The sequence below is a fragment of the Achromobacter sp. CSND-B12 genome (genome assembly GCF_052906545.1).
Window position 1 is genome coordinate 5,159,491 of sequence record NZ_JBREGJ010000001.1, and the last position, 14,154, is coordinate 5,173,644.

The window sequence follows — 14,154 nt, forward strand, 5'->3', positions numbered from 1 at the left end:
CCGCGGACATTGGGCGCGGGGCCGCAGCCTGGCAGGAAGCGGCCCCGCGGATGCGCATGCGCATCGCGAGGCCACGCGCATCACTCCACCGCCTTGACCATGTCTTCCAGCACCTTCTTGGCGTCGCCGAAGACCATCATGGTGCGGTCCATGTAGAACAGTTCGTTGTCCAGGCCGGCGTAGCCGGAGGCCATCGAGCGCTTGTTCACGATCACGGTGCGGGCTTTGTAGGCTTCCAGGATCGGCATGCCGGCGATCGGCGATTTCGGATCGTTCTTGGCCGCCGGGTTGACCACGTCGTTGGCGCCCAGCACCAGCACCACGTCGGTCTGGCCGAACTCGCTGTTGATGTCTTCCATCTCGAAGACCTGGTCGTAGGGCACCTCGGCCTCGGCCAGCAGCACGTTCATGTGCCCTGGCATGCGCCCCGCCACCGGGTGGATGGCGTACTTGACCGTCACGCCGCGTTCGGTGAGTTTTTCGGCCAGTTCCTTGAGCGCGTGCTGGGCGCGCGCCACCGCCAGGCCGTAGCCCGGCACGATGGTGACGCTTTCGGCGTTGGTCATCAGGAACGCGGCGTCGTCGGGGCTGCCCGACTTGACGCTGCGCTGCTGGCCGCCCCCAGCCGCCGCGGCCTCGCCCGCCTGGCCGCCGAAGCCGCCCAGGATGACGTTGAAGAACGAGCGGTTCATCGCCTTGCACATGATGTACGAGAGGATGGCGCCGGACGAGCCCACCAGCGAGCCGGCGATGATCAGCATCGGGTTGTTGAGCGAGAAGCCGATGCCGGCCGCCGCCCAGCCCGAATAGCTGTTCAGCATCGACACCACCACCGGCATGTCGGCGCCGCCGATCGGGATGATGATCAGCACCCCCAGCACGAAGGCGATCAGCGTCATGATGACGAACGGCGTCCACGCCTGCGTCAGCATGAACCACACGCCCATCGCCAGCATCAGCAGCGCGAGCGCCAGGTTCAGCATGTGCTGGCCGGGGAACACCACTGGCGCGCCCTGGAACAGCCGGAACTTGTATTTGCCCGACAGCTTGCCGAAGGCGATCACCGAACCCGAGAAGGTGATGGCGCCGACGAAAGTGCCGATGAACAGCTCGAAGCGGTTGCCGGTGGGGATCAGCGTGCCGGCGGCGACGATGCCGAAGGCGTGCGGCTCGGCCACCACGGCCACGGCGATGGCGACCGCCGCCAGGCCGATCATGCTGTGCATGAAGGCGACCAGTTCGGGCATCTTGGTCATTTCGACGCGCTTGGCCATCAGCGTGCCGATCGAGCCGCCGACCAGGAGGCCCAGCAGCACCCAGCCCAGCCCGATGGTGGCGGTGCCCGAGCGCGCCAGGCCGACGATGAGCGCGCCGGTGGTCAGCACCGCGATCGCCATGCCGGCCATGCCGAAGGCGTTGCCCAGGCGCGAGGTGGTGGGGTGCGACAGGCCCTTGAGCGCCTGGATGAAGCAGACCGAGGCAACCAGGTAGAGCAGCGTGACGAGGTTCAGCGAGATCATTTCGCTTCCTCCTTGGCCGGCTTCCTGTCCTTTTTCTTGAACATCTCCAGCATGCGCCGCGTGACCAGGAAGCCGCCGAACACGTTGACCGCGGCCAGCGCCACGGCGAACACGCCCATGCCGCGCGCCAGTCCGCCTTCGGTCAGCGCCGCCGCCAGCATGGCGCCGACGATGATGATGGCCGAGATCGCGTTGGTCACCGCCATCAACGGGGTGTGCAGCGCGGGGGTGACGTTCCAGACCACGTGGTAGCCGACGTAGATGGCCAGCACGAAGATGATGAGATTCATCAGGGTGGGATTGATCGCTTCCATGCTTTCAGCTCCTGCGCGTCACATTGCCGCCTTCGCACACCAGGCAGGCCGCCACGATTTCATCGTCGCGCTGGATTGCCAGCGCGCCGTCCGCATTGATGATGAGTTTCAGGAAGTCGAGGATGTTGCGGGCATAGAGCGCCGACGCGTCCGTTGCGACCAGGCCGGGCAGGTTGGTCAGCCCGACCAGCGTCACGCCGTGTTTCTCGACCACCTTGCCTTTCTCTGACAGCGGGCAGTTGCCGCCGCGTTCGACCGCCAGGTCCACCAGCACCGAGCCGGGCTTCATGGCCGCGACCGTCTCGGCCGACACCAGCGTGGGCGCGGGGCGGCCGGGGATGAGGGCGGTGGTGATGACGATATCGGCCTGCTTGCAGCGTTCCGACACCAGCGCTGCCTGCCGCGCCATCCAGGCCGGCGGCATGGGGCGGGCATAGCCGCCCACGCCTTGCGCGATCTCGCGTTCCTCGTCGGTCTCGAACGGCACGTCGATGAACTTGGCGCCGAGCGATTCGACCTGCTCGCGCGCGGCGGGGCGCACGTCCGAGGCCTCGACCACCGCGCCCAGGCGCTTGGCCGTGGCGATGGCCTGCAGGCCGGCGACGCCGGTGCCCAGCACCACGGCGCGCGCGGCCTTGAGCGTGCCGGCGGCGGTCATCATCATGGGGATCAGGCGGCCGTAGTGGTGGGCCGCCAGCAGCACGGCCTTGTAGCCGGCCAGGTTGGCCTGCGACGAGAGCACGTCCAGGCTTTGCGCGCGGGTGATGCGGGGCGCGGCTTCCAGCGCGAATCCGACCAGTCCGGCGGCGGCCATCTGCTGCAGGCCGTCGGCATCGAAGGGATCGAGCATGCCGATGACCACGCTGCCGGGTTTCATCTGCGGCAGTTCGGCCGCAGACGGCGCGCGAACCTTCATCACGAGCTCCGCCCCCAATGCCTCCTGGGCGGTGCCGAGCGTGGCGCCAGCGGCTTCGTAGGCTTCGTCGAGATAGCGCGCCGCAGTGCCCGCGCCACGCTCCACGACAACGGTGTGTTTGCCGCCTACGTACTTCTTGACGGTCTCTGGTGTTGCTGCGACACGGGTTTCCCCGTCTCGGGTTTCCCTTGGTATCCCGATGTGCATCGACGCCTCTCCTCAGAAGGTTCGCCGTAGTTATAACGGATATACGCCCGGGGGAGGAGGTTCGGCGGGGCGCAAAAGAAAAGCCCCATGGGGTTAACCATGGGGCTTTGGGGCTCGCGCCCCGGTCATACCGGCCAGACTGACAGCTGGCTGCTGGCCGGCACCCGGCGCGCAGGCGTCCGGCGTCAGGCCGTCTGCGCGCGAGTCCAGTCGATCAGCGCGGCGGTGAGATCGCGCAGGTCGGCCTTGAGCCGGCCGTAGTTGGCCGACGGACGCAGGCTGGCCTCGTCCATGTAGAGCTTGCGGTTGATCTCGATCTGCAGGCTGTGGCGGCCTTCTTCGGGACGGCCGAAGGCGCGTACCAGCTCGACGCCCTTGTAAGGGTCGTTCACGGTCACGTTGTAGCCGCGCTCGCGTAGCCACGCCGCGATGAATTCACGGAAGGCTGGATCGCTGGTGCTGCCGTCGCGGTCGCCCAGCACGAAGTCGGGGTGGACCAGGCCGGGACGGTCGGTGGCGTAGGCGCCGGCGACGCTGGGCATGGAGTGGCAGTTGATGTGCCAGACCTTGCCGAACTTCTGGTGGGCGCTGTCGAGCACCTGGCCGAGGGCGGCGTGGTACGGCTTCCAGCAGGCCTCGATGCGGTGCGTCACTTCCTCGACGCTCAGCTTGCGGTCGTACAGCGGCGTGCCGTCATCCAGCATGCGCCAGATCAGGCCCTTGCCCAGCTTGACCTTGGGCGAGGCGTTGACCGCGCCGGGCCAGGCCTGGTCCAGCAGCAGTTCGTCGATTTCGTCCGGGGCGCGATTGGCATCGATGTAGGCGCGCGGAAAGCTCGCGGCGATCATGGGCACGCCCATGTCGATGGCGTCGCCCCACAGATCGTCAACCCAGGTGTCCTCGGCGGTGCGCAGGGCGCCGAAATCGACCGCGGGCGCGAAGTCGGGCGGGTAGGTGGTGCCGCTGTGCGGGGAGTCCAGCACCAGCGGGGCCGAGGGCGCCGAGTTCGGATATTGCTGCGGGAGGTCGAGCCGATAGGACAGGGGTTGGGTAATTCGCATATGGGGGTATTGCGTTCGTGAATCGGAGATCCCCGCGCGCCGCGCGGGCGCGGCGGGGATCGAAGGTCGCTCAGTCGATCTTCACATTGGCTTCTTTGGCGATGCGCTTGTTCTTGGCGATTTCCGCCGAGATCTGCTTGGCAAACGCTTCGGGGCTGTTGGCGGCCGGCTCGGCGCCCAGCGCTTCCAGGCGCGACTTGACGTCGGCTTCGGCGCTGACCTTCTGCACGGCGGCGTTCAGCTTGGCCAGGATCGGGGCGGGCAGCTTGGCCGGGGCGACCAGGCCGAACCACGAGGCGTCGTTGACGGCGGGCAGGCCGACTTCGGCGAAGGTGGGCACGTTCGGCAGGCTGGCCACGCGCTTGGGCGCGGCGACGGCCATGGCGATCAGGCGGCCGGACTGCACATGTGGCAGGGTCGAGGGCAGGTTGTCGTACATGACGTCGACCTGGCCGGCCAGCGCATCGTTCAGCGCCGGGCCCACGCCGCGGTACGGTACGTGCATCAGGTCGGTGCCCGAGGCCATCTTGAACAGTTCGCCCATCATGTGCGACACCGAGCCGTTGCCGGCCGAGGCGTAGGTCAGCTTGCCCGGCTGGCTCTTGGCCAGCTTGATGAACTCGGCCATGTCTTTGGCCTGCACCTTCGGGTTGATGGTCATGATGTTCGGCACGGCGGCCAGGTTCGAAACCGGCGTGAAGTCCTTCTCGCCATCGAACGGCAGGTTCGGGTAGATGGCCGGGTTGATGCCGTGCGTGCTGACGGTGGCGATGCCCAGGGTGTAGCCGTCCGGCGCGCTGCTGGCCACGAAGGCGCTGCCGATCGAGCCGCCGGCGCCGCCGCGGTTTTCCACCACCACGGTCTGGTTCAGTTCCTTGCCGAGCTTGTCGGCGAACAGGCGGCCGACGATGTCGGTGGTGCCGCCGGGCGGGAATGGCACGATCAGGCGGATCGGCTTGCTCGGGTAGGCGTCTTCGGCATGGGCGATGCCCGAGGTCAGCGGCGTGGCCAGGGTCGCGGCGGCGACACAGAGACCTAGGACTACATTACGGCGTTGCATGGATTCCCCTATAAATTGGAAAGCGACTGCGCAAAAGGCAGACGCAAACAGGAAGATTCTTTCGTGCAAGGCCGGTTTGCACAAACGAAAGTTTCTCCTTAAGCTATGACTTTTTTTCATGCCTCTTTTGCGGCGAAGTTTTCTTTTTGTAACTTCAAGCCCCGTCGACCGGGTCCGCAGGCATTCCCCCCATGAGACGGTTCTGTCCTTCGCTCACCGACCTGCAAGCCTTTGAAGTGGCCGCCAGGCACAGCAGCTTCACCCGCGCCGCCCAGGAGCTGTGCGTGACGCAGGGTGCGGTAAGTAAGCAAGTGAAACATCTGGAGGAGTTCGTCGGCGTCGAACTATTCCTGCGCATCAGGCAAGGGCTGGTCCTGACCGAGGCCGGCCGCAGCTACCTCACCAAGATCCAGGCGGGACTGGGCCAGATCGAGGCGGCCACCGTGGAACTGATCGCGCACCAGGGCCAGGGCGGCACGCTCAACCTGACCTGTATGCCGACCTTCGGCGCGCGCTGGCTGATCCCGCGCCTGACGGCCTTCATGCGGCTGCGCCCGGACATCCACGTGGAATTCCTGCCGCACCGCCAGGGCTACGATTTTTCGTCGCCCGAGCTGGACGCCGCCGTCCGTTTCGGCGAGGGCATCTGGCCGGGCAGCGGCGCCGACTACATCGTCGGCCGCGAGATCCTGCCGGTCTGCAGCCCGCGCCTGATTCCCGGCGGCTGTAGCGTGCCGGCGGACCTGCTGGCCTACCCCCTGCTGCACCATACCTCGGCTCTGGAAGGCTGGCGCGACTGGTTCGAGCAAGCCGGCTGCGACACCCGGCGCAGCCTGGAAGGGGCGCGCTTCGACCAGTATGCATTGCTGTCGCAGGCCGCCGCCGCCGGCTTCGGCGTGGCGCTGATCCCGCGCTGCCTGATCGAGGACGAATTGCGCGACGGCAAGCTGGCCGTGGCGATCCAGCTGCCGATCCGCGCGCGCATGGGTTACTACCTGTGCTACCCCGAGCAGAAGGCCAACCTGCCCACCCTGCAGGCGTTCCGGACCTGGCTGATGGAGGTCTCGCGGGCGGCCGAGCCGCAGCCGCAGGACGCGGCCAGCCCACAGTAAAATGGCATCATCATGAGTCAAACATCCACCAAGAAGGGCCGCGTTGTCGTCGGCATGTCCGGCGGGGTCGATTCTTCGGTCACCGCCTGGCTGCTCAAGCAGCAAGGCTACGAGGTCGTCGGCCTGTTCATGAAGAACTGGGAAGACGACGACGATTCCGAATACTGCTCCACCCGCCAGGACCTGCTGGACGCGGCCAGCGTGGCCGACCTGGTCGGCGTGGAATTCGAATACGTCAATTTCGCCGCCGAGTACAAGGACCGCGTGTTCGCGGAATTCCTGCGCGAGTACTCGGCCGGCCGCACGCCCAATCCGGACGTGCTGTGCAACGCCGAGATCAAGTTCAAGGCCTTCCTCGACCACGCCATGGCGCTGGGCGCCGAACACATCGCCACCGGCCACTACGCCCGCGTGCGCGAAGTGGCCGCCGAGGGCGGCGGCTCGCGCTTCGAGCTGCTCAAGGCGCTGGACGGTTCCAAGGACCAGAGCTATTTCCTGCACCGGCTGAACCAGGCGCAACTGTCGCGCACCCTGTTCCCGCTGGGCGAGATTCACAAGACTGAGGTGCGTCGCATCGCGCACGAGATCGGCCTGCACAATGCGGCCAAGAAGGACTCCACCGGCATCTGCTTCATCGGCGAACGACCGTTCCGCGAGTTCCTGAACCGCTACCTGCCGACCGAACCGGGCCCGATCCTGACGCCGGAAGGGCAGAAGGTCGGGCGCCACGAGGGCCTGTCGTTCTACACGCTGGGCCAGCGCAAGGGCCTGGGCGTGGGCGGCGTGAAGGGCCGCCAGCGCGAGGACGGCACGGCCGAGGCCTGGTACGTGGCGCGCAAGGACCTCGAGCGCAATGTGCTTTACGTGGTGCAGGGGCATGACCATCCCTGGCTGCTGTCCGGCTCGTTGCGGGCGCAGGACGTCAGCTGGGTGGCGGGGCAGGCGCCTGCCGCGGGCGAATACGGCGCCAAGACGCGCTACCGCCAGGCCGATGCGGCCTGCCGCCTGGGCGACGCGACCACCGAGGGCTTCACGCTCGATTTCGCCGAGCCGCAATGGGCGGTCACGCCCGGGCAATCGGCGGTGCTTTACGATGGCGATATCTGCCTGGGCGGCGGCATCATCGTCTAGGCACGCCGGCCTGTGACGGGCCGTTGCAACACCGATAGCAGTTCCAGCCAGGCCCCGCGGGCGTCGCGTCCGCGGGGCCTGGCTCATGAAAAACGGCGCATGCCGACAACGAGGAGAGGGATGTGGATGTAACGATGGTGATTTGCCTGCTGGCGCTGGGCGCGGTGGCGGGCTTCGCGGCGGGGCTGCTGGGCATTGGCGGCGGCATGCTGCTGGTGCCGTTCCTGACGATGCTGTTCGCCTGGAAAGGCATGCCGGCGGACCTGGTGGTGCACGCCGCTATCGCCACCTCGATGACCTCGATCCTGTTCACCTCGATCTCCAGCGTGCGCGCCCACCAGCAGAAGGGCACCATCAAGTGGCCGATCGTCTGGGCCATGGCGCCGGGCATCATCCTGGGCGGCCTGCTATCGGGCGGCGCGGTGTTCGCCGCGCTCAGCACTCTGTGGCTGTCGCTGTTCTTCGCGCTATTCGTGGGCTATTCCGGCTGGAACATGCTGCGCAACAAGAAGCCCAAGCCGAGCCGCCAGATGCCCGGCGTGATCGGCACCAGCGCGGCCGGCGCCGGCATCGGCTTCCTGTCGGGGCTGGTGGGGGCGGGCGGCGGCTTCCTGTCGGTGCCCTTCATGGTCTGGTGCAACGTGGCGCTGCACAATGCGGTGTCGACCTCGGCGGCGCTGGGCTTTCCCATCGCGCTGGCCAACAGCATCGGCTATGTGGTGTCGGGGCTGAACGAAGGCGCGACCCGCCCCGGCATGCTGGGCTACATCTACTGGCCGGCGCTGCTGGTGCTGGTGTGCGTCAGCGTCCTGACGGCGCCGCTGGGCGCGCGCATGGCGCACCGCTTGCCGGTGCAGACGCTGAAGCGGGTATTCGCCTGCCTGCTGTTCGCGCTGGCCGCCTACATGCTGTTCAAGGCCGGGCAGGCGTTCCGGGCCTGAGCCGCAAGTGAAACCGGCCGCGCAAGGCGGCCGGAACGGTGCGGGACGATGCCGGTGGGCGTCAGGCCGTCTTGGGGATGGTATCCACGAACGACTGGCGCTGCGACAGCTTGTCGTACAGGCGCGCCAGGTTGGGGTGGTTGGCGCGCCAGTCCAGCTCGGCGAAGCGCAGGTCCAGGTAGCCCAGGCCACAGCCCACGGCGATGTCGGCCAGGCTGTAGTTGATGCCCATGCAGTGGGCGTTCTCGCCCAGGCTCTTGTCCATGGCGTCCAGGCTGGCGTGGATCTTGCCGTACTGGCGTTCGATCCATTCCGGGCTGCGCTGCGCCTCGGGGCGCTGCTTTTCCTTGACGATGGTGACGCAGGCGTCCAGCAGGCCGTCGGCGATGGCTTCCCAGCACTTGACGGCCGCGCGGTCGCGGCCCGGCTGCGGAATCAGGCGGGCGACGGGGGACAAGGTATCCAGGTACTCGACGATGACGCGCGAATCGAACAGGGCGCCGCCATCTTCCATGACCAGGCAGGGCACCTTGCCCAGCGGGTTGTACGTTTGGATCTGCGTGTCGGCGGACCAGACGTTTTCGAGTTCAAGCCGATAATCCAGCTTTTTCTCGGCCATGACGATACGCACCTTGCGCACGTATGGACTGGTAAGCGAGCCGATCAGTTTCATGGATTCACAAGCGGAGTCGGAAAGCGGCCGAAGTATAGCAGGCCGCATGACGGCCAAACCGTCCGCGGGACGGAATCCCGCTCAGTTTGCCACAATGTTGCGCGGCCCTGAATGATAAAATCGCCGGGTTTTCCCACCCGCAGCTTTTTCCTTCCCAGACCATGCAAATCGCCGACCAGCTTAGCCAACTTAATGCCCTTTCGCCACTGGATGGCCGATACGCCTCCCGCGGCGACGCGCTGCGCGGGCTGCTCTCCGAGGCCGGTTTCATGGCCCACCGCGTCGAGGTCGAGGTGGCCTGGCTCGTGGCCCTGTCCGATGCCGGTCTGCCGGAGCTGCCCGCCTTCTCCCAGGAAGCCCGCGCCCGCCTGCAACAGCTGGTGCGCGACTTCTCCGAGGCCGACGCCGCCCGCATCAAGGACATCGAACGCGTCACCAACCATGACGTCAAGGCGGTCGAATACTGGCTCAAGGAAAAGGTCGCCGACCACGCCGAGCTGGCCACCGCGGCCGAGTTCATCCACTTCGCCTGCACCTCCGAGGACATCAACAACACCTCGCACGCGCTGATGCTGTCGCGCGCCCGCAGCGAAGTGGTGCTGCCGCGCCTGCGTGAAATCGCCGCCAGGCTCAACGACATGGCCGTGGCCCAGGCCGACCAGCCGATGCTGTCGCGCACCCACGGCCAGCCGGCCAGTCCCACCACGCTGGGCAAGGAATTCGCCAACGTCGCGGCGCGCCTGAACCGCGCCATCGCCGCGATCGAAGCGGTCGAGCCGCTGGCCAAGCTCAACGGCGCCACCGGCAACTACAACGCCCACCTGTCGGCCTACCCGGAAATCGACTGGCCCGCCTTCAGCCAGCGCGTGCTGGCCGGCCTGGGCCTGACGCAGAACCGCCACACCATCCAGATCGAACCGCACGACTGGATGTCGGCGCTGTTCGATGCCATCGTGCGCGCCAACATCATCGTGCTCGACCTGGACCGCGACATCTGGGGTTACGTGGCCCTGGGCTATTTCAAGCAACGCCTGAAGGAAGGCGAGGTCGGTTCGTCCACCATGCCGCACAAGGTCAACCCGATCGACTTCGAAAACTCCGAAGGCAACCTGGGCCTGGCCAATGCCGTGCTGCGCCATCTGTCTGATAAATTGCCGATCTCCCGCTGGCAGCGCGACCTGACCGACTCCACCGTGCTGCGCAACCTGGGCGTGGGCCTGGGCTACTGCCTGGTGGCGTGGGACGCCTGCATGCGCGGCCTGGGCAAACTCGAAGTCAACACCGCCGCGATCGACGCCGACATCGACGCCTGCTGGGAAGTGCTGGCCGAGCCGGTGCAGACCGTCATGCGCCGTTATGGCCTGCCGCAGCCCTATGAACAGCTCAAGGCTTTGACGCGCGGCAAAGGCATCACCGAGGAAGCCCTGCGAGAATTCATCCAGGGCCTGGCCCTGCCGGACGAACCCAAGGCGCGCCTGCTGGCGATGACCCCGCGTTCGTATATCGGCCTGGCCGCGGACCTGGCCCGGGCGGTATAGTCGCCTTGCCGCGCGCCGGGCGCGCGGCATCCTTGTTGTACTTACGGGAGATTGCAATGAAGAAGTTGTCCACGCTCGCCGCGCTGGCCTGTATGACCGTCGGATCGCTGCTGGCGACCTCGGCCCAGGCGCAGTTCGCCAAGCCCGAAGATGCCGTCAAGTACCGCCAGTCGGCGCTGACGCTGATGGCCTCGCACTTCGGCCGCATGACGCCGGTGGTCAAGGGCCAGGCGCCCTACGACGCGGCCCAGATCAAGGCCAACGTCGAAGTGCTCAAGACGCTGTCGGCGCTGCCCTGGGCGGCTTTCGGTCCCGGCACGGAAGGCGGCGACGCCCGTCCCGAGATCTGGAGCGACGCGGCCGGTTTCAAGCAGAAGCAGCAGGCGTTCCAGGACAACATCGTCAAGCTGTCGGCGGCTGCCGACGCCGGCGACCTGGACAAGCTGCGCGCCGCATTCGGCGACGTGGGCGCGAGCTGCAAGGCCTGCCACGACGCCTATCGCAAGAAGAAGTAAGCCGGTACCGCGGCCCTGTGGCGCACCAACGGAAAAGCCCCTCGACCGAGGGGCTTTTTCGTTGGTGCGCGGCCTGGATACCGGGCGTGGCCGGCGGCCAGCGCCACGCGCGAGCCCGATGACTACGAGAACGACATGTCCGCGGCGATCTCCAGCGAGCGAATCCACAGCACTAGGCCGGTGACACAGGCGCCCAGGATCAGGGCGCGCAGCCAGATCGCGAAGCCGTCCTGGGTCGGCGGTGTGCCGGGCGGAACGTCTTTCGGATCGACGTTGCCGGTGATGATGGCGCGCACCAGCCGCTTGCGGCGCACCAGGGCGTACCAGGTCACGGCCAGCAGGTGCAGGGCGATCAGGCCGATGATGACCCATTCATTGAGCTTGTGCCACGAGGTCAGCAGGCCGGCGGTGGACTCGCTGACGTGGCCGAACAGCGGGCCCTGCGTCATGATGTCATCGGTGGTGAACAGGCCGCTCACGGCCTGGAAGCCGAGCACCAGCAGCAATGCCAGCACCGACCACGCCCCCAGCGGATTGTGGCCGGCCGGCGCGGCCGCGCCCTTGAGATAGTTGGCCACCGCGCGCGGCCCGCGCACGAACTGGGTGAAGCGCGCATAGCGCGGACCCACAAAGCCCCACAGCACGCGAAAGACGATCAGGCCCAGCGCGACACAGCCGAAGCGCACGTGCCAGTCCATGTACAGGCCGCCCAGCTTGACGCTGACGAAGGCGCCGACAATGCAGACGACGAGGGCCCAGTGGAAGAGTCGGGTGGGAAGGTCCCAGATGCGAATGGCAAGCCGGTTGTTTTGCATGATGGTCGCGCCTTGACTGCGTTGCCTGCGACTTTATCACGCACAAATGAAGCCGCCACGGCGTGGGCCGTGGCGGTTTTGCGCCAGATTAAGGTTGGGAACCGCTGGCTCAGCGAGCGGCGCGGCGCACCGGTTCGATGCGGTGCACGTGCTCGTGGCGGAAGCGGATACGCTGTCCGGGGACCTTCTGCGCGGCCGTTCCGCAAGGCACGATTTCGGTGGTGTACGTGGTCGTGCCGTCGATCGGCGCGTTGAAGATCACGGCGGCGCGGATGGCCGGGCCGTCGGCCGGTTGCAGGTAAACGATGTCGCCGATGTGGATCGGCATGTTGTCCAGCTTGGTATGGGCCGGGCGTCGGATCAGGTCCGAGGTAGTGAAACGAGTATTCATGTTGTGTTCTCTTTCAAGTTCTTGTTATGGGAATTGCTGCGTAGCGCATGCCACGAAGCGGGGGCGAGGGCGCTGTCGCGCGCCGCGCCCCGGCCACGTGCCGGGTCATGCATGACACTAACGCATATCCGCCGCCGGTCCTTTGCGCATTCTCATGGTTTGCGGGCGCGCCGGACTGGCTGCGGGGGCCGTCCCGGGCCTGGACCTGGGACGTTGCGGGCGCCGCCTGCCAGTATTGGTGGACGGCGGACCCAATAGGCGATGGCGTTACGGCGCCATCGCGGGCGCATGGCAGCGGATCAACGCTGCGTTGTGCGTTTTCCGACCGGGCCGGACTCGGCGGCATGGTCGGGGCGAAGGTTGGCTATGGCCCGCGCCATCGTCGTGACGACGCGCAAGGCAAACCGGCAACACAATTGCGTGCAATAAATGGTTGGCAACCGGTTCCGCGTTCTTAGGGTTGTCTGTCGCGAAACAGGATGAACACCGGGGTGATCAACGGGTTGGCCAATAGGGTTGGTCAACGGATGGTGACCGATGCCCCGCCGGGTAGCTCAATGGCTGGTTTTTCAACGCCTGGTTCGCTGGCGGACCCAGTTGAGGCTGAGTGGGACCTGAGCAAAACCCGACCAAGGCGGCGGCAAAGCCTGGAGCGCCAAATGGCCAAGTTCCATAGGATCAACCAATGATTATATGGCTAAATTAATGATTTCGCAAGGATTTTTGTGAGGCGCGCCGAAATGAGTGCGATGCCACCCTTGCCGTCCGGCCGGGGTGCCCCCTGGCGCGGGCGCTGACGCCTCCCGCGCCAGGGGGGCAGGACCCAGGTCAGTGCGTGGCGGGGCGCGCCTGGCGTTGCGCTTCGATGATCAGCGCCTCCAGGCGGGGCGACATGCGCAGCGCGACCTGCGCGGCGGTCGAGCCGTCGGGACGGGTGTCGGTTTCCAGCGCCAGCTCGATGCGTTCGCCATCGAAGGCTTCCGGGGCGGCCTCGATCTCGGTATAGCGTTGCAGCAAGGCATCCACGGCTTTCTGCGCATCGGCCAGCGCTTCTTCGCCCAGGTGCCCGGGGCGCAGATACTGGTTGGCCACGCGGGCCAGGTCGTTCATGAAAAACAGCAGGGCGGCGGCGCCACGGCAATCGGGATGGGCGAAGCCCCAGGTGTCGGGGGAAGCGTCTTGGGTCATTCAGGCTGGAAAGACAAGAGGTGGCGGGCGGCCGCAGCGGGCCGGCAATCCTGCATTTTAGGCCGGGTCCGGCCCATTGCGGGGCGCTGGCGGAACGCGGCCAAGCGTGAGGTCCCGGCGCGCGGCCCGCACAGTGGGGCTGCGCATCCCGTTTCCGTGCCGCTTGGGGCATACTGGGCGCCCCATGATCAGACACGCACGCCCCGCCGACCTGGCGCTCCTGCCCGATATCGAACGTTCCGCCGCCGCCCGCTTCCTTGGGACCCCCATGGCCTGGGCCGCCGCGGGCGAGCCCCTGCCGCCAGCCGAATTGGCGCGCGCCGCTGCCGCGGGCCTGTTGTGGGTCGCGCCGGGCGACGACGACCGGCCGGCGGGATTCGCGCTGGCCCGGCCGATGGACGGCGACCTGTACCTGGCGGAAATGTCGGTCGCGCTGCCTATGCAGGGGCGCGGCCTGGGACGCGACCTGCTGCGGGCGGTGGTCGAACATGCGCGCGCCGCGCGCATCTACCGCGGCGTGGCGCTGACCACCGATCGCGAGCTGCCCTGGAATGCGCCTTTCTACCAGCGGCAAGGCTTTGTCGAGGTCCCGGCCCCGCAATTGGGGCCCGCATTGCGGGCTCGCCTGGAGGCGGAGGCGGCCGCGGGTTTCGACCCGGCGCGCCGCTGCGCGATGCGCCACACGCTGGCGGTGTGAGCCGCGAAGGCGCGCGCCGGTGGGCTGTGTCATATCGATTCGATGGCAACAAAATCCGCCCACCGGCGGCGGGTG

The 14,154-nt window shown here is 67.1% G+C and carries 15 protein-coding genes; 6 read left to right on the plus strand and 9 right to left on the minus strand.

From position 1 onward, the window contains the following. Positions 1-80: 80 nt before the first annotated feature. The 5 genes from ACUTAG_RS24260 to ACUTAG_RS24280 all read right to left on the minus strand — a co-directional run bounded on the left by ACUTAG_RS24260 (position 81) and on the right by ACUTAG_RS24280 (position 5,078). Positions 81-1,520, minus strand: coding sequence for an NAD(P)(+) transhydrogenase (Re/Si-specific) subunit beta (locus ACUTAG_RS24260; RefSeq protein ID WP_006388446.1), 1,440 nt, complete (start codon positions 1,518-1,520; stop codon positions 81-83). After that, on the minus strand, positions 1,517-1,834 hold the full coding sequence (locus ACUTAG_RS24265) for an NAD(P) transhydrogenase subunit alpha (protein ID WP_006388447.1): 318 nt from the start codon (positions 1,832-1,834) through the stop codon (positions 1,517-1,519). The genes ACUTAG_RS24260 and ACUTAG_RS24265 overlap by 4 nt, the downstream gene beginning before the upstream one ends. Before the next feature lie 4 nt (positions 1,835-1,838). Further along, the gene (locus tag ACUTAG_RS24270; RefSeq protein WP_024068250.1) at positions 1,839-2,957 is read right to left on the minus strand and encodes a Re/Si-specific NAD(P)(+) transhydrogenase subunit alpha; all 1,119 of its coding nucleotides are present in this window, start codon (positions 2,955-2,957) and stop codon (positions 1,839-1,841) included. 185 nt (positions 2,958-3,142) lie between these two features. After that, the gene (locus ACUTAG_RS24275; protein ID WP_020924476.1) at positions 3,143-4,018 is read right to left on the minus strand and encodes an N-formylglutamate amidohydrolase; all 876 of its coding nucleotides are present in this window, start codon (positions 4,016-4,018) and stop codon (positions 3,143-3,145) included. Between the two features lie 70 nt (positions 4,019-4,088). After that, a complete protein-coding gene (locus ACUTAG_RS24280) occupies positions 4,089-5,078 on the minus strand; it encodes a Bug family tripartite tricarboxylate transporter substrate binding protein (RefSeq protein WP_024068252.1) in 990 nt (329 codons plus the stop codon). Positions 5,079-5,269: 191 nt separating this feature from the next. Between ACUTAG_RS24280 and gcvA the strand changes: the two genes are divergently transcribed. From gcvA to ACUTAG_RS24295, 3 genes are all read left to right on the plus strand, one after another. Beyond that, positions 5,270-6,190 (plus strand): transcriptional regulator GcvA, encoded by a 921-nt coding sequence (gene gcvA / locus ACUTAG_RS24285; protein WP_020924474.1) that lies wholly within the window; start codon positions 5,270-5,272, stop codon positions 6,188-6,190. 12 nt (positions 6,191-6,202) lie between these two features. Next, positions 6,203-7,321, plus strand: a complete 1,119-nt coding sequence (gene mnmA, locus ACUTAG_RS24290; RefSeq protein ID WP_026384181.1) for a tRNA 2-thiouridine(34) synthase MnmA — start codon at positions 6,203-6,205, stop codon at positions 7,319-7,321. Between the two features lie 122 nt (positions 7,322-7,443). Continuing rightward, a complete protein-coding gene (locus tag ACUTAG_RS24295; protein WP_047992308.1) occupies positions 7,444-8,262 on the plus strand; it encodes a sulfite exporter TauE/SafE family protein in 819 nt (272 codons plus the stop codon). A 61-nt stretch (positions 8,263-8,323) separates the two neighbouring features. On the opposite strand, the gene ACUTAG_RS24300 is transcribed toward ACUTAG_RS24295, so the two are convergent. After that, positions 8,324-8,935 (minus strand): glutathione S-transferase, encoded by a 612-nt coding sequence (locus tag ACUTAG_RS24300; protein ID WP_006388454.1) that lies wholly within the window; start codon positions 8,933-8,935, stop codon positions 8,324-8,326. A gap of 161 nt (positions 8,936-9,096) precedes the next feature. Here ACUTAG_RS24300 and purB point away from each other — a divergent pair, with 161 nt between their 5' ends. Then, positions 9,097-10,473 (plus strand): adenylosuccinate lyase, encoded by a 1,377-nt coding sequence (gene purB, locus ACUTAG_RS24305; protein WP_006388455.1) that lies wholly within the window; start codon positions 9,097-9,099, stop codon positions 10,471-10,473. Between the two features lie 56 nt (positions 10,474-10,529). Then, a complete protein-coding gene (locus ACUTAG_RS24310) occupies positions 10,530-10,988 on the plus strand; it encodes a c-type cytochrome (protein ID WP_047992310.1) in 459 nt (152 codons plus the stop codon). A 122-nt stretch (positions 10,989-11,110) separates the two neighbouring features. Here the strand turns inward: ACUTAG_RS24310 and ACUTAG_RS24315 are convergent, their stop codons facing one another. The 3 genes from ACUTAG_RS24315 to ACUTAG_RS24325 all read right to left on the minus strand — a co-directional run bounded on the left by ACUTAG_RS24315 (position 11,111) and on the right by ACUTAG_RS24325 (position 13,382). Further along, positions 11,111-11,803: a cytochrome b/b6 domain-containing protein gene (locus ACUTAG_RS24315; RefSeq protein ID WP_058664056.1), complete on the minus strand. Its 693-nt coding sequence runs from the start codon at positions 11,801-11,803 to the stop codon at positions 11,111-11,113. Positions 11,804-11,912: 109 nt separating this feature from the next. Next, on the minus strand, positions 11,913-12,194 hold the full coding sequence (locus tag ACUTAG_RS24320) for a hypothetical protein (protein ID WP_006388458.1): 282 nt from the start codon (positions 12,192-12,194) through the stop codon (positions 11,913-11,915). 828 nt (positions 12,195-13,022) lie between these two features. Beyond that, positions 13,023-13,382, minus strand: a complete 360-nt coding sequence (locus ACUTAG_RS24325; protein ID WP_026384180.1) for a hypothetical protein — start codon at positions 13,380-13,382, stop codon at positions 13,023-13,025. Between the two features lie 184 nt (positions 13,383-13,566). Between ACUTAG_RS24325 and ACUTAG_RS24330 the strand changes: the two genes are divergently transcribed. Continuing rightward, on the plus strand, positions 13,567-14,079 hold the full coding sequence (locus ACUTAG_RS24330) for a GNAT family N-acetyltransferase (RefSeq protein WP_047993552.1): 513 nt from the start codon (positions 13,567-13,569) through the stop codon (positions 14,077-14,079). Positions 14,080-14,154 lie beyond the last annotated feature (75 nt).

What these genes read in the sequence shown, in the direction of transcription:
- ACUTAG_RS24260 (WP_006388446.1), bottom strand. Translation starts at nt 1,520, where the DNA reads ATGATCTCGCTGAACCTCGTCACGCTGCTCTACCTGGTTGCCTCGGTC.
- ACUTAG_RS24265 (WP_006388447.1), bottom strand. Translation starts at nt 1,834, where the DNA reads ATGGAAGCGATCAATCCCACCCTGATGAATCTCATCATCTTCGTGCTG.
- ACUTAG_RS24270 (WP_024068250.1), bottom strand. Translation starts at nt 2,957, where the DNA reads ATGCACATCGGGATACCAAGGGAAACCCGAGACGGGGAAACCCGTGTC.
- ACUTAG_RS24275 (WP_020924476.1), bottom strand. Translation starts at nt 4,018, where the DNA reads ATGCGAATTACCCAACCCCTGTCCTATCGGCTCGACCTCCCGCAGCAA.
- ACUTAG_RS24280 (WP_024068252.1), bottom strand. Translation starts at nt 5,078, where the DNA reads ATGCAACGCCGTAATGTAGTCCTAGGTCTCTGTGTCGCCGCCGCGACC.
- gcvA (WP_020924474.1), top strand. Translation starts at nt 5,270, where the DNA reads ATGAGACGGTTCTGTCCTTCGCTCACCGACCTGCAAGCCTTTGAAGTG.
- mnmA (WP_026384181.1), top strand. Translation starts at nt 6,203, where the DNA reads ATGAGTCAAACATCCACCAAGAAGGGCCGCGTTGTCGTCGGCATGTCC.
- ACUTAG_RS24300 (WP_006388454.1), bottom strand. Translation starts at nt 8,935, where the DNA reads ATGAAACTGATCGGCTCGCTTACCAGTCCATACGTGCGCAAGGTGCGT.
- purB (WP_006388455.1), top strand. Translation starts at nt 9,097, where the DNA reads ATGCAAATCGCCGACCAGCTTAGCCAACTTAATGCCCTTTCGCCACTG.
- ACUTAG_RS24310 (WP_047992310.1), top strand. Translation starts at nt 10,530, where the DNA reads ATGAAGAAGTTGTCCACGCTCGCCGCGCTGGCCTGTATGACCGTCGGA.
- ACUTAG_RS24315 (WP_058664056.1), bottom strand. Translation starts at nt 11,803, where the DNA reads ATGCAAAACAACCGGCTTGCCATTCGCATCTGGGACCTTCCCACCCGA.
- ACUTAG_RS24320 (WP_006388458.1), bottom strand. Translation starts at nt 12,194, where the DNA reads ATGAATACTCGTTTCACTACCTCGGACCTGATCCGACGCCCGGCCCAT.
- ACUTAG_RS24325 (WP_026384180.1), bottom strand. Translation starts at nt 13,382, where the DNA reads ATGACCCAAGACGCTTCCCCCGACACCTGGGGCTTCGCCCATCCCGAT.
- ACUTAG_RS24330 (WP_047993552.1), top strand. Translation starts at nt 13,567, where the DNA reads ATGATCAGACACGCACGCCCCGCCGACCTGGCGCTCCTGCCCGATATC.